13 protein-coding genes are annotated in these 14392 nt (G+C 69.0%); 8 read left to right on the top strand and 5 right to left on the bottom strand.

From position 1 onward, the window contains the following. The first annotated feature begins 14 nt into the window (after positions 1-14). From trhA to pdeM, 6 genes are all read left to right on the top strand, one after another. On the top strand, positions 15-632 hold the full coding sequence (trhA, locus tag OH686_RS05935; RefSeq protein ID WP_289536812.1) for a PAQR family membrane homeostasis protein TrhA: 618 nt from the start codon (positions 15-17) through the stop codon (positions 630-632). Between the two features lie 76 nt (positions 633-708). Then, the gene (locus OH686_RS05940) at positions 709-1131 is read left to right on the top strand and encodes a YgaP-like transmembrane domain (protein WP_289536813.1); all 423 of its coding nucleotides are present in this window, start codon (positions 709-711) and stop codon (positions 1129-1131) included. A 154-nt stretch (positions 1132-1285) separates the two neighbouring features. Then, entirely contained in the window at positions 1286-2311 is a 1026-nt protein-coding gene (locus OH686_RS05945; RefSeq protein WP_289536815.1) for a ligase-associated DNA damage response exonuclease, read from the top strand. Beyond that, entirely contained in the window at positions 2308-4032 is a 1725-nt protein-coding gene (locus OH686_RS05950; protein WP_289536816.1) for an ATP-dependent DNA ligase, read from the top strand. The genes OH686_RS05945 and OH686_RS05950 overlap by 4 nt, the downstream gene beginning before the upstream one ends. Continuing rightward, positions 4029-6611, top strand: a complete 2583-nt coding sequence (locus tag OH686_RS05955; RefSeq protein ID WP_289536817.1) for a ligase-associated DNA damage response DEXH box helicase — start codon at positions 4029-4031, stop codon at positions 6609-6611. The genes OH686_RS05950 and OH686_RS05955 overlap by 4 nt, the downstream gene beginning before the upstream one ends. 51 nt (positions 6612-6662) lie before the next feature. After that, the gene (gene pdeM, locus OH686_RS05960; RefSeq protein WP_289538841.1) at positions 6663-7328 is read left to right on the top strand and encodes a ligase-associated DNA damage response endonuclease PdeM; all 666 of its coding nucleotides are present in this window, start codon (positions 6663-6665) and stop codon (positions 7326-7328) included. Here pdeM and OH686_RS05965 read toward each other — a convergent pair. The 5 genes from OH686_RS05965 to OH686_RS05985 form a co-directional block, all read right to left on the bottom strand. Continuing rightward, entirely contained in the window at positions 7303-8460 is a 1158-nt protein-coding gene (locus OH686_RS05965) for a phospholipase D-like domain-containing protein (protein WP_289536818.1), read from the bottom strand. The genes pdeM and OH686_RS05965 overlap by 26 nt on opposite strands. After that, positions 8457-9044 (bottom strand): YceI family protein, encoded by a 588-nt coding sequence (locus OH686_RS05970; RefSeq protein ID WP_289536820.1) that lies wholly within the window; start codon positions 9042-9044, stop codon positions 8457-8459. Before OH686_RS05970 ends, OH686_RS05965 begins: the two co-directional genes overlap by 4 nt. A gap of 116 nt (positions 9045-9160) precedes the next feature. Next, complete coding sequence (locus tag OH686_RS05975) at positions 9161-9490, bottom strand: amidase (RefSeq protein WP_289536821.1); 330 nt, start codon at positions 9488-9490, stop codon at positions 9161-9163. Further along, positions 9487-10596 carry a serine hydrolase domain-containing protein gene (locus OH686_RS05980; protein ID WP_289536823.1) on the bottom strand — a complete coding sequence of 370 codons (1110 nt, stop codon included), beginning with the start codon at positions 10594-10596 and terminating at the stop codon, positions 9487-9489. Before OH686_RS05980 ends, OH686_RS05975 begins: the two co-directional genes overlap by 4 nt. 89 nt (positions 10597-10685) lie before the next feature. Continuing rightward, positions 10686-11471 (bottom strand): oxygen-binding di-iron domain-containing protein, encoded by a 786-nt coding sequence (locus tag OH686_RS05985; RefSeq protein WP_289536825.1) that lies wholly within the window; start codon positions 11469-11471, stop codon positions 10686-10688. 196 nt (positions 11472-11667) lie between these two features. Here OH686_RS05985 and OH686_RS05990 point away from each other — a divergent pair, with 196 nt between their 5' ends. Continuing rightward, entirely contained in the window at positions 11668-13215 is a 1548-nt protein-coding gene (locus tag OH686_RS05990) for an AMP-binding protein (protein WP_289536826.1), read from the top strand. Positions 13216-13228: 13 nt separating this feature from the next. Next, positions 13229-14392: an acyl-CoA dehydrogenase family protein gene (locus OH686_RS05995; protein WP_289536827.1), complete on the top strand. Its 1164-nt coding sequence runs from the start codon at positions 13229-13231 to the stop codon at positions 14390-14392.

Below are 14392 nucleotides of genomic sequence, written 5' to 3' on the forward strand. Positions count from 1 at the left end.
ACGAGACGCTACGCATGTACCACGGGGAAAAATTCAACGCCTGGACCCACCTGATCGGCGCGGTGCTGGCCTGCATCGGCGCGATCTGGCTGCTGGTCCTGGCCAGCCTCACGGGCGAGCCGCTGAAGATCGTCAGCGTGGCCGTCTACGGCGTCGCCCTGGTCGTGCTGTACAGCATCTCCACGCTCTACCACAGCCTGCGCGGGCGGGCGAAGCGGATCATGCGCAAGCTCGATCACCTGTCGATCTACCTGCTGATCGCCGGCAGCTACACGCCGTTCTGCCTGGTTACGCTCGAGGGCGCCTGGGGCTGGACGCTGTTCGGCATCGTCTGGACCCTGGGCATCATCGGCATGCTGCAGGAGATCAAGCCGCGCTCCGAAGCCCGCGTGCTGTCGCTGGTCATCTACGCGGTGATGGGCTGGATCGTGCTGATCGCCATCGAGCCGCTGCTCGCCGCCCTGGGTCGCGCCGGCTTCACCTGGCTGGCCGCCGGCGGCGTGCTGTACACGGTGGGCATCCTGTTTTTCGCCTACGACAGCCGCTTTCGCCACTGGCACGGCATCTGGCACCTGTTCGTCATGGCCGGCAGCCTGCTGCACTTCATCGCCATCCTGCGCTATGTGATCTGAGCGCCACTCATCGTCGCAACTGAACACCACCGCGTGCCCCCAGTCGGTTACTGAACACTGTCCCTGGAGAAACGCCATGGTTGCATTCGATCCCCAGTCGCGCCACGCGGCTCAGCACACCTATCAGCGGCACAACATCTCCCACCGGGAGCGGGCATTGTCTACCGCCGCCGGCATCGTCCTCACCGGCGCAGGCCTGCATCGCGGCGGCATCCTCGGCCTGGCCGGGCTCACCATCGGCGGCCTGCTGCTGGCCCGCGGCGGCACCGGGCACTGCAATCTCAAGGGCCTGCTGGAAGACCCGCAAGCCGAGATCCGCCACCTCCGCGCACGCATACGCCAGCTCAGCGCGACCCTCGCCCACGCCTCCGCCGAGCACAGCGGCACCGGTCTGCGCAGCCCCACGCGCCCCGCCGAGGCCTTCGATACCGAGCAGATTCCCGGCGGCAGCTATGCCGTCGATCCCGCATCGGCCAATCGCCTGAGCGGCCACTTCTGACCCTGGCTGCGGCCCTCCCTGGCCATCCGGGCCATGGAGGGCGCGGCGCTTCAGCGCGCCCTGCGCAGCGGCGTATTCCACCCTAACCTTTTATCCTGCCCATCGGTCTTAACCGACAACGCGACTCGCGCCCGCAGCAGGACTATCGACACTCATGGACCTGGTCATCGCCCGCCCCGAGGGGCTCTACTGCCCGCCCGGCGACTTCTATATCGACCCCTGGCGCCCGGTCGAGCGCGCCGTGATCACCCACGGCCACGGCGACCATGCCCGCGGCGGCAGTCGCCACTACCTGGCCGCCGCGCCCGGCGCCGGCATCCTGCGCACGCGCCTGGGCGGCGACATCAACCTGCAGACCCTGGACTACGGCGAGCGCCTCGATCATCACGGCGTGACCCTGAGCCTGCACCCCGCCGGCCATGTGCTCGGCTCGGCCCAGGTGCGCCTGGAACATCGCGGCGAGGTGTGGGTCGCGTCCGGCGACTACAAGGTCGAACCGGACGGCACCTGCACGCCGTTCGAGCCGGTGCGCTGCCACACCTTCATCACCGAATCGACCTTCGGCCTGCCGATCTACCGCTGGCAGCCGCAGGCGCAGATCTTCGCCGGCATCGACGCCTGGTGGCGGCAGAACCAGGCCGCCGGCCGCGCCAGCGTGCTGTTCTGCTACGCCTTCGGCAAGGCGCAGCGCATCCTCCACGGCATCGACGCGAGCATCGGGCCGATCCTCGGCCACGGCTCGATGGAGCCGCTCAACCAGGTCTACCGCGACGCCGGCGTGCACCTGCCGCCCACCCTGTATGCCGGCGACTTCAAGAAGAGCGACCCGCTGCTGCGCCAGGCGCTGATCCTCGCCCCGCCCTCGGCCGGCGGCAGCACCTGGATGCGCCGCTTCGGCGATTACAGCGACGCCTTCGCCAGCGGCTGGATGATGCTGCGCGGCACGCGCCGGCGCCGCGGCGTCGACCGCGGTTTCGTGCTCTCCGATCATGCCGACTGGCCGGGCCTGCTGTGGGCCATCGAGCAGACCGGCGCCGAGCGGGTGTTCGTCACCCACGGCTCGGTCAGCGTGCTGGTGCGCTACCTGCGCGAACAGGGCCTGGACGCCCAGGGCTTCGATACCGAGTACGGCGACGAGGACGAAGCGGCGCCCACGGCGGAAGCGGAGCCGAGCTCATGAAGGCCTTCTCCGATCTCTACGGGCGCCTCGACGCCACCACCTCGAGCAACGCCAAGCTCGCCGCCCTGCAGGATTACTTCCGCACGGCCAGCGCCGAGGATGCCGCCTGGGCGGTGTACTTCCTCGCCGGCGGCCGCCCGCGCCAGCTGGTGCCGGCCAGGCAGCTGCGCGAGCTGGCGATGCAGGCCGCCAATCTGCCGGAGTGGCTGTTCGAGGAAAGCTATTCGGCGGTCGGCGACCTGGCCGAGACCATCGCCCTGCTGCTGCCCGAATCCAGCCACGAATCGGCCGACGGCCTGGCCCTGTGGGTCGAGGACAAACTCCTGCCCCTGCGCGGCCTGCCCCCGGAAGAACTGGCCGCGCGCCTGCCGCCGTTCTGGGCGCAGCTCGACCGCCAGGCGCTGATGGTGTGTATCAAGCTGATCACCGGCGCCTTCCGCGTCGGCGTGTCCAAGCTGCTGGTGACCCGCGCCCTGGCCAGCCTCGCCGACCTCGATGCCAAGCGCGTGGCCCAGCGCCTGGTGGGCTACACCGACCTGTCGCACCGGCCCAGCGCGGAGAGCTACCGCCGGCTGATCGCCGCCGAATCGGACGACGAGCACGCCCAGCGCGGCGGCCAGCCCTACCCGTTCTTCCTCGCCCACGCCCTGCAACTGCCGGTGGAGAAATTCGAGGAGAACCTCGGCCCGGTGGACGCCTGGCAGGTGGAGTGGAAGTGGGACGGTATCCGCGCCCAGCTGGTCAAGCGCGACGGCCGCCTATGGCTGTGGTCGCGCGGCGAGGAGCTGATCAGCGAACGCTTTCCCGAGCTGGACGAACTTACGGCGCGCCTGCCCGACGGCACGGTGATCGACGGCGAGCTGGTGGTCTGGCGCCATCCGCCGGCCAACGCCGAACAGGCCAGTCTGATGGACGTAGACAGCGCCACGCTGGAAGTGGACGTGGAGGATGCAGTCGAGCGCTACGGCATCCAGCCCTTCGCCCTGCTGCAGCAGCGCATCGGCCGCAAGACCCTGGGCAAGAAGATCCTCGAAGAGGTGCCGGTGGCCGTGCTCGGCTACGACCTGCTGGAATGGCAGGGCCTCGACTGGCGCAGCCGCCCGCAACACGAGCGGCGCGCGCAGCTGGAGCGGGTGATCGCCGCCTGCGCCAGCCCCAGGCTGATGCCCTCGCCATTGCTGCACGGCGACAGCTGGCAGGCGCTGGCCGAGCAGCGCGAAGCGTCGCGCCGCCTCGGCGTCGAGGGGATGATGCTCAAGGCCCGCGACGCCCTGTACGGCGTGGGCCGGACCAAAGACATGGGCGTGTGGTGGAAGTGGAAGGTCGACCCGTTCAGCGTCGACGCCGTGCTGATCTACGCCCAGCGTGGCCACGGCCGCCGCGCCAGTCTCTACAGCGACTACACCTTCGCCGTGTGGGACGGCCCGCCGGGGGCCAGCGAGCGCAGCCTGGTGCCATTCGCCAAGGCCTATTCCGGGCTGACCGACGAGGAGATGCGCAAGGTCGACGCCATCGTGCGCAAGACCACCGTGGAAAAGTTCGGCCCGGTGCGCAGCGTCACCCCGACCCTGGTCTTCGAGCTGGGCTTCGAGGGCATCGCCCTGTCCAAGCGCCACAAGAGCGGCATCGCCGTGCGCTTCCCGCGCATGCTGCGCTGGCGCCAGGACAAGCGCGTGGAGGACGCTGACACGCTGGCCATCCTCCAGGACCTGCTGCAATGAGCCTGGCCGGCGCCTGGTTCGTCCAGCGCGGGTGGAAGGCCTTCCCGTTCCAGAGGGAAGTCTGGCAGGCCGTGGCCAAGGGCGAGTCCGGCATGCTGTACGCCACCACCGGCTCGGGCAAGACCTATGCGGTGTGGCTGGCCGCGCTGAACCGCTTCGCCAAGGCCATTCCGGCCACTACCGCCAGCGGCCAGCCACGCAAGCGCCAGCCCGCCGCCGCGCCGCTCAGCGTGCTGTGGATCACCCCGATGCGCGCCCTGGCCGCCGATACCCAGCGCGCCCTGCAGGCACCGCTGGACGACCTGAACATCGCCTGGAGCGTCGGTCTGCGCACCGGCGACACCGGCAGCAGCGAGCGCGCGCGCCAGGGCCGCAAGCTGCCCAGCGCGCTGATCACCACCCCGGAGAGCCTGACCCTGCTGCTGACCCGCAGCGATGCCGAGGCGCAGTTCGCCGGCCTGCGCATGCTGGTGGTGGACGAGTGGCACGAGCTGCTCGGCAACAAGCGCGGCGTGCAGCTGCAACTGGCCCTGGCGCGGCTGCGCCGGTGGAATCCGGGACTGATCGTCTGGGGCCTGTCGGCGACCCTGGGCAACCAGAAACATGCACTGCAGGTGCTGCTCGGCGACACGCCGGGGCGCCTGGTGCAGGGCAAGCAGGACAAGAGCCTGCGCATCGATACCCTGCTGCCGCCGGGCATCGAGCGTTTTCCCTGGGCCGGCCACCTGGGCCTGCGCATGCTGCCGCAGGTGGTCGAGGAGGTCGAAGCCAGCGGCACCAGCCTGCTGTTCACCAACACCCGCTCGCAGGCGGAGATCTGGTACCAGGCGCTGCTCGACGCCCGGCCGGACTGGGCCGGGCTGATCGCCCTGCACCACGGCTCGCTGTCGCGCGAGGTGCGCGACTGGGTCGAGCTGGGCCTCAAGGAAGGCCGGCTGAAGGCCGTGGTGTGCACCTCAAGCCTGGATCTGGGCGTGGACTTCCTGCCGGTGGAACGGGTGCTGCAGATCGGTTCGGCCAAGGGCGTGGCGCGCCTGCTGCAACGGGCCGGGCGCTCCGGCCACGCACCGGGGCGCGCCTCGCGGATCAGCCTGGTACCGACCCACGCGCTGGAACTGATCGAAGCCGCCGCTGTGCAGGACGCCGTCGCCGCCGGGCGCATCGAGGCGCGGCAATCGCCGCAGAAGCCCCTCGACGTGCTGGTCCAGCACCTGGTCAGCATGGCCCTCGGTGGCGGCTTTCGCCCCGACGAGCTGCGCGAGGAAGTGCGCAGCGCCTGGGCCTATCGCAAGCTGAGCGACGAGGAGTGGCAATGGGCGCTGGCCTTCGTCCGCCACGGCGGCAACTCGCTGACCGCCTATCCCGACTACCAGCGCGTGGAGCCAGACGAACAGGGCATCTGGCGCGTGCCCAATGCGGCACTCGCCAGGCGCCACCGCATGAGCGTGGGCACCATCGTCAGCGATGCCAGCATCGCCGTGAAGTTCTGGGCCAAGGGCGGCAGCGGCCGCTCGCTGGGCAGCGTCGAGGAAGGCTTCATCGCCCGTCTGCGCCCCGGCGACTGCTTTCTCTTCGCCGGGCGCCTGCTGGAACTGGTGCGGGTGGAAAACATGACCGCCTACGTCAACCGCGCCACGTCGCGCAAGGCCGCGGTGCCGCGCTGGAATGGCGGGCGCATGCCGCTCTCCAGCGAGCTGGCCGACGCCGTGGTGGCGCGTTTCGGCGAAGCGGCGCAGGGCCAGTTTCGCGGCCCGGAGATGCAGCTGCTGCGGCCGCTGCTGGAGGTGCAGCAGGCCTGGTCGGCGCTGCCCACCTCCCAGTCGCTGCTGGCGGAAACCCTGCATTCGCGCGAGGGCTGGCACCTGTTTCTCTACCCCTTCGCCGGGCGCAGCGTGCACCTGGGGCTGGCCAGCCTGCTGGCCTGGCGCCTCGGTCAGTTGCAGCCGGCGACCTTCTCCATCGCCGTCAACGACTATGGCCTGGAGCTGCTCTGCGCCAGCCCGGTGGATTGGCCGCGCTGGCTGAACAACGCACTGCTGCGCAGCGACGACCTGCTGCATGACGTGCTCGCCAGCCTGAATGCCGGCGAGCTGGCCCGGCGGCGCTTTCGCGAGATCGCGCGCATCGCCGGGCTGGTGTTCGGCGGCTATCCCGGGGCGGCGAAAAGCGCGCGCCAGTTGCAGGCGTCCAGCGGGCTGTTCTTCGACGTGTTTCAGCAATACGACCCGGGCAACCTGCTGCTGACCCAGGCCCAGGAGGAAGTGCTGCGCCAGGAGCTGGACGTGCAGCACCTGCAGCACACCCTGCAACGCCTGCGCGGGTTGCGCCTGGACCTGCGCGAAGTACAGCGCCCGCCGCCGCTGGCCTTCCCCTTGCTGGTGGAACGCTTTCGCGAGAGCCTCAGCTCGGAGAAGCTCGCCGACCGCATCGCCCGCCTGCTCGCCGACCTGGAGAAGGCCGCAGGTCCCGGCGCCTACCAGGCCGAGCGCGCGCCCGAGGTGGAACGCGAACGACCGCGGGCGCGCACACCGCGGCAGAGCAAGAACGGGCTGCCGCGGGTGAAGAAGCGCACCGGCTGAGCGAAAACGAGGAGCGCCACTATCGACCCGACCCACACGCCCACGCCTGCCCTGGCAGTGCAGCTCGCCGGCGAGGAAGTCTGGCTGCTGGCCGACAAGGCGCTGTACTGGCCGGCCGGCGAGGCCCTGCTGATCGCCGATATCCACTTCGGCAAGGCCGCGGCCTACCGCGCCCTCGGCCAGCCGGTGCCGCAGGGCACCACGAGCAACAACCTGCAGCGCCTGGATGCGCTGCTGGCGCAGCACCCGTGCCGCCAGCTGATCTTCCTCGGGGACTTCCTGCACGCGCGCGGATCCCACGCACCGGCCACCCTGGCGGCGCTGCATGCCTGGCGTGAGCGCAACAGTGAACTGGCGATCCTGCTGATCCGCGGCAACCACGACCGCAGCGCCGGCGACCCGCCGGCGACGCTGGATATCCGGGTGGTCGCCGAGCCTTATCTGCTCGGCCCGTTCGCCCTGCAGCACGAACCCGATCCGCACCCCAGCCACCAGGTGCTGGCCGGCCACGTGCATCCGGTGTGCGTGTTGCGCGGCCGCGCTCGGCAGCGCCTGCGTTTGCCCTGCTTCAGCCTGGATGACGGCGTGTGCCTGCTGCCGGCCTTTGGCGCCTTTACCGGCGGCATGCTGGTCGACCCGCAGCCGGGGCGGCGGCTGTATGCGGTCGGTGATGGCGGGGTATGGCCGCTGGCTAGCGGCGACGGTCCAGCAGGTTGACCGCCAGCCGATCCAGCCAGCCCCACAGGCGCTGCTGAATGCGCTTGAGCAGCGGGCGGCGATGCCAGTCTTCCAGGGTGATCTCGCGACTGTGCTCGAAGTCGCTAAGGAAGCTGTTGGCGGCCGCCGCGGTCAGCTGCGGATCGAGGGCCTCCAGGTTGGCCTCCAGGTTGAAGCGCAGGTTCCAGTGGTCGAAGTTGCACGAGCCGACGCTGACCCAATCGTCCACCAGCACCAGCTTCAGGTGCAGGAAGCGCGGCTGGTACTCGAAGATACGCACGCCGGCCTTGAGCAGCCGCGGGTAGTAGCGCTGGCCGGCGAAGCGCACCGGCGGATGGTCGGTGTTGCGGCTGGTCAGCAGCAGGCGCACGTCCACCCCGCGGTCGGCGGCGCGCATCAGGAAGCGGCGTACCTTGCGGCTGGGCAGGAAATACGGCGTGGCCAGCCATACCCGGCGCTTGGCATGGCCGATGCTGCGCAGCAGCGACTGGACGATATCCAGGTGCTGGTTGGAGTCGGCGTAGGCCACCCGGCCCATGCCGCGCCCGGCCGGTGGACAGGGTGGCAGGTGCGCCAGCCCCGGCGCCTGGCCCGGGCGCCAGGGACTGCGGCCCTCGCATGCCAGCCACTGGTACTCGAACAGCGACCGCCAGTGCGCCACCAGCGGCCCCTCGATGCGCACCATGACCTCGTGCCAGTAGTCGTCCTGGGCCTGGGTGCTCCAGAACTCGTCGGTGGCGCCGGTACCGCCGACGTAGACGCAGCGCTCGTCCACCACCAGCATCTTGCGGTGGTCGCGGTACAGGTTGCGCAGGCCGCGGCGCCAGCGCAGCGGGTTGTACTGGCGCAGTTGGATGCCGGCACTGGTGAGGCGCTCGCGCGAGGCCTGGCCGAAGCCCAGGCAGCCGAAGCCGTCGAACAGGCAGTACACCCGCGCGCCACGCCCGGCGGCGGCGCACAGCGCCTCCACCAGCGCCGCGCTGCAGTGGCCGTCTTCCACCAGATAGAGCTCCAGCAGCACCAGCTCCCGGGCCGAGGCGATGTCGGCGAGCATGGCCGGCATGAAGGCTGGTCCGTCGATCATCAGCTCGAAGCGGTTGCCGGATTTCCAGGGGAAAATGGCGCCTGTCATCGCGAGGTGAAAATCATCACCGCGCCGACCGGTACCGACAGGCTGATGTTGGACAACCGGGCCACCTTGGCCAGGGCCTCGACGCCCTCCTCCAGGCCGAAGTGCTCGGCATGCAGCACCAGCGGCGCCAGGGTCACCACCTGGAAGCGCTGGTCGTCCAGGCGCGTGGCCAGCAGCTCGGCCATGTAGGCGTGCTTGCGCCCGCGGATTTCCACCTGCACCGGCAGGCTCAGCTCAAGCTGGGCGCCGGAGGCCAGGTCGGTGATCGGCGCCAGGTTGAGCTGGGCCATGATGTGCGCATCGGGGAATTCCTCGGTGGCGAACAGCAGGCTGCGCAGGCGCTCGTCGCGGACCGGGATGCCGGTGCTCACCGAATCCATCTCGACGCGCAGACGGGCCGCGCCCTTGTTGTCGATCTTGCCGTGCAGGGTGAGGAAGCGATGCACCTCGGAGAGGTTGCCGGCCTTGGTGGAGATGAACGACAGGCGCGAGGACTCGTTGTCCAGGTACCAGGCGGCCTGCGCCGGCAGGGCCAGGCAAGTGGCGAGAACAGCGCCGGTCAGAATGCGAAGGGGCTTGGCCATGGGCTCACTTGTGTTGCGGTTTGAGCGCAACGATAGCGGCCCGGGGCGGCCTTGCCAAACGCCGGGCCGTTGCAAGCTGTGGCAGAGCGCCGAGCAGCCGACAGCGGCCGGCGTGCTCAGAGCGGATCGGCCTCGACCTGCAGCTGGCAGCCCTGGCGCTGATCCAGCCAGGCGGCGGTCTGCGTGCTGCCCAGGCCGCGAGCGGTCACCCGCTTGCGCTCGGCGTCGTCGCGCAGCTCGCTCAGGGGCATGTACAGCTTGACGTAGCTGACGCAGTAATCGGCCGGGTTGCCGCTGACGTAGCGGCAGGAGCAGTACTCCTTGGCCGAGTAGGCACCGACTATGCCGGGGAAGGACGCCAGGTGCACGCGGTTGACCCAGGCCAGCAGGCCCAGGCCGACCAGCAGCAGGAGGAATACGGAGAGGAAGGGACGGCGGCGGATCATGGCTGTTCTCCGAAGGCGGCCTGCACCCGCTTGAGCAGTTCGTTATGGCTGTAGCTGCCGTCACGGTCGTCGGCGTAGCGCACCACCACCAGCTTCTGCGCCGGCAGCACGTAGAGCCCCTGGCCCCAGTGGCCGAGGGCGGCGAAGGTGGCTTCCGGCACGTCCGGCCAGGGCTTGGCCTTGCCCTCCAGCGCCACGTTCAGCCACCACTGGCCACCGGGCACCGCGTCGCGCGGTTTCTCCGGGTTGGGCTGGTAGTTGGCGAAGGGCGTGCGGTTGAACGCCACCCAGCTCTGCGGCAGCAGCTGGCGCTCGCCCCAGCGGCCGTCGCGCTGCATCAGCAGGCCGACGCGGGCCAGGTCGCGGGCGGTCATGTAGGCATAGGACGAGGCGACGAAGGTGCCACTGGCATCGCGCTCCCACACGGCCGAGCGGATGCCCAGCGGCTCGAACAGCGCGGTCCAGGGATAGTCGGCGTAGGCCTGCTCGCCGACCATCGACTTGAGGCTGGCGCCCAGCACGTTGCTGTCGCCGCTGGAGTAGCGGAAGCGCGTGCCCGGCACGGCGCCCAGGCCGTGCGCGGCGGTGAACGCGGCCATGTCGCCGCGGCCGCGGGTGTAGAGCATGGCCACCACCGAGGACTTCAGCGGCGCGTACTCGTAGTCCTCCTGCCAGGCCAGACCGGAGGCCCAGTTGAGCAGGTGGCCCATCTTCACGTCGGGGTGCGCGGTGAACGGCGGGTAGTGCTTGGCCACCGCATCGTCGAGCTTGAAGCGCCCCTCGCCGTAGGCGGTGCCGAGCACGCTGGCGAACAGGCTCTTGCTGATCGACCAGGTCAGGTGCGGAGTCTGCGCGCTGGTCGGCGCGGCGTAGCGTTCGTAGACGATCACGCCGTCCTTGATCACCAGCAGCGCATCGCTGCGCACACCCGTGCGGGCGGCTTCATCGCGGCTGGGGAAGGCATAGTCGTTGAGGGCCTGGATGGCCGGTGTGGCGGCAGCCGGCTGGCTGCTCCAGTCATCGGCCGGCCAGGTTTCCGCCGCCAGGGGGCCGGCGACCAGCAGGCAGCCGGCCAGGGCGGTGCGACGCAACAGGGCAAGGGGCATCGGGCTCGCTCGCAAATTTGGGAGGAGCCGACGCTAGCACGGCGAAGGTGAAGGAAAACAGCGCCAATCGCACCAGAGCACGGGACGGATCAGTCCGGCAGGCGATAGTCCTGCTGGGTCATCAGGTCGAGGCCGCACTCCAGATGTTCGATCCAGTCGAGGAAGGCGCCGATCATCTGCGCCCCGACGAAGGGCCGGCCGTGCTGCGGCACGATCATCGCCACATCCATCTCGCGCACCATCTGCGCCCAGAAGCGGCAGGCCTTGTTGCTGGCCATATAGCGACGGTGGAAGCCGGCCATGTGGGGGATGTGCGCGGCGAAGTCGTGCACCGGGCTGGCGTCGTCGACCATGGAGGCGCCCATGTCGCCGGAGAAGAGGATCTTGCTCACCGGGTCGTACAGCTGGAAGTTGCCCACCGAATGCAGGAAGTGCGCGGGCACCGCCTTGAGGTTGCACTGGCCCAGCGGAATCGCCTGGCCGCGGTCCGGCAGGGCGATGATGCGGTCGTAGGTGCAGATGCCGTGGCTCAGGGCCAGGTAGTTGGCGGTCAGGTGCGGCAGGAAGCGCGCCCATAGCTTGGAGCAGATCACCCGCGCACGGGTGTGCAGCAGCCACTTGTCCAGGGAGGCGATGATGTCCGGGTCCTGATGCGAGGCGAAGATGTAGGTCAGCGCCTGCACCGGGATGTGCTTGGACAGCTCCAGCGACAGCGGGGTGTAGGTCAGGTCGCCGCCCGGATCGAGCAGCAGGTACTGCTCGTGGTCGGTGATCAGGAACTGGTTGGACTGCACACCCTCGCCGCTGACCAGGTCATCGAACATCAGGCATTGATGGGTGCCGTTATCGAACAGCACGATTGGCTCGCGGCGCATGGAGACCTCGTAGAAAGAACGCGGCCGCGATTCTAGAGAGCCTGCGCTCACACACTACTGACCTGGATCAAATCGAGACGGCTGCCGATCGCCCCTATTCCATATCGGCATGGCCCGCATCGTACTGTTGTATTAGTTCCGCCCGAATGGCCGCGGATAGCATCGGCGCACTTGTCCTGCCGATGAGAACAATAAGGTGAACCTAGGAAAGATCATCAGCCGCAGTGCTCTGTACTGGCCCGAAAATGAGGCCCTGGTCGACGCCCGGCAACGCATTACCTTCGCTCAACTCGAGCGGCGCACCAACCGCCTGGCCTCTGGCCTGCAGGCCCTTGGTCTGGCAACGGGCGCCCACGTGGCGATCCTCGCCCTCAACCGCGTCGAACTGGTGGAAGCGGAGATCGCCTTCTACAAGTCCGCCATGGTCAAGGTGCCGATCAACGCGCGCCTGTCCCTGGAAGAAATCATCCAGGTGCTGAGCGACTCGCACAGTCAGGCGGTGATCGCCGATGGCCGCTTCGCCGCGGCGCTGGCCGCAAGGCGCGGCGAGGTGCCGCGCCTGCGCCATATCATCTCTCTCGACGACGAGGCCGGCGACAGCCATTACTCCGCCGTGCTGGCGCAGGGCAGCGAAGCGCCGGTGCATTGCGATCCGCATGACGACGACCTGGCCGTGCTGCACTACACCTCCGGCAGCTCCGGCGTGCTCAAGGCGGCCATGCTCAGCTTCGGCAACCGCAAGGCGCTGGTGCGCAAGAGCATCGCCAGCCCGACCCGCCGCTCCGCCCCCGGTGACGTGATGGCGCATGTCGGCCCGATCACCCATGCCAGCGGCATGCAGATCATGCCGCTGCTGGCCGTCGGCGCCTGCAACCTGCTGCTGGAGCGCTACGACGACCGCCTGCTGCTGGAAACCATCGAGCGCGAGCGCGTCACCCGCCTGTTCCTGGTCCCGGCGATGATCAACCGCCTGGTGAACTTCCCCGAGGTGGAGCGCTTCGACCTCTCCAGCCTGCGCGTGGTGATGTACGGCGCCGCACCGATGGCGCCGGCGCTGGTCAAGCGCGCCATCGACCTGTTCGGGCCGATCCTGGTACAGGGCTACGGCGCCGGCGAGACCTGCTCGCTGGTCACCGTGCTGACCGAAGAGGATCACCTGGTCGAGGGCGATGACGCTCGCCGCCTGGCCTCCTGCGGTCGCTGCTATTTCGAGACCGACCTGCGGGTGGTCAACGAACAGTTCGTGGACGTGCAGCCCGGCGAGATCGGCGAGATCGTGGTCAAGGGGCCGGACATCATGAAGGGCTACTGGCAGGCGCCGGAGCTCACCGCCGAGGTGATGCGCGACGGCTACTACCTGACCGGCGATCTGGCCACGGTCGACGAGCATGGCTACGTGTTCATCGTCGACCGCAAGAAGGAAATGATCATCTCCGGCGGCTTCAACGTCTACCCGACCGAGGTCGAGCAGGTGCTCTACAGCCTGCCGCAGGTATTCGAGGCGGCGGTGGTCGGCGTGCCCGACGAGCAATGGGGCGAGGCGATCCGCGCGGTGGTGGTACTGAAGCCGGGCCAGAGCCTGAGCGCCGAGGAAATCATCGAGCACTGCGGTCGCTCCCTGGCCGGCTTCAAGAAGCCGCGCGCGGTGGACTTCGTTCAGGAGCTGCCGAAGAACCCCAATGGCAAGGTCGTGCGCCGCCTGATCCGCGAAGCGTATTGGCAGAACAGCGAACGCCGGATCTGAGCGGAGACAACAGATGATCAAGCCAAGTGAAAAAGCCGCCCACCTGATCGAAGGCATCAACGCCTTCGCCCGCGACGAACTCGCCCCGCTGGTGGAGCGCGAAGGCATCCGCTGGGGCGAGCCGGTCGCCAAGCCGCTGCTGCGCGATATCTGGCGCCGCTCCTGCGAGCTGGGCTTCTACAACGCCATGCTGCCCGAAGCCCTGGGCGGCGCCGGGCTGAGCGTCACCGAGCTGTGTGCGCTGAAGGAGGCCGCGGTGCTCACCGGCTCGCCGCTGGCCCCGCACATCCTCGGCGAGCTGTCCGGCCCGCCGCGCGTCGGGCACCTGTTCAAGGTCGCCAACGAGCATCAGATCGAAACCATCCTGCAACCGATCTGCCGCGCCGAGAAGGCCGTGTGCTTCGCCCTCACCGAGGCCGAGGCCGGCTCCGACGCCACCGCGCTCGGCACCGAGGCGCGCCTGGAGGGTGACCACTACGTGCTGCGCGGCGCCAAACGCTACATCTCCGGCGCGCCCTATGCCGACATCGCCGTGCTGCTCGCGGTGACCACGCGGGGGCGCGGTCCGCAGGGCATCTCGGCGTTCTTCGTCGACCTGCATGCCGAAGGTGTCAGCGTCGACAGCGACTACTCGGTGATGTCCGGCGGCGGCGCCCACGGCAATATCCTCCTCGAGGACGTGCGCGTGCCGGTGGCCAACCGCATCGGCGAGGAAGGCCAGGGCTTCAGGCTGGCGATGGGGCGCATCACCCTCAACCGCCTGCTGCACTGCCCGACCATGCTCGGCATGGCCGGCCTGGCGCTGAACCTGTCGCTGGACTACGCCCGTACCCGCAAGCAGTTCGGCCAGCCGATCGCCATGTTCCAGTCGATCAACCATATGCTCGCCGACATGGCCACCGAGCTGTATGCCGCGCGCAGCATGATGTACGCCACCGCGGCGAACAACGACGCCGGCGGCGATATCAAGGTGCAGGCACCGATGTGCAAGCTGTATGCCTCGGAAACCGCCTTCCGTATCGCCGACAAGGCGGTGCAGATCCACGGCGGCGCCGGTCTGATCAAGGGCCATCCGGTCGAATGGTTCTTCCGTGCGACGCGGATGATGCGCATCCTGACCGGTACCAGCGAGATTCAGCGCAACACCATCGCCAAGGGCATTCTGCTGCCGAGCTGA

This window comes from Pseudomonas sp. SO81, assembly GCF_030374125.1.
In the GTDB taxonomy this organism is placed as follows: Bacteria; Pseudomonadota; Gammaproteobacteria; order Pseudomonadales; family Pseudomonadaceae; genus Aquipseudomonas.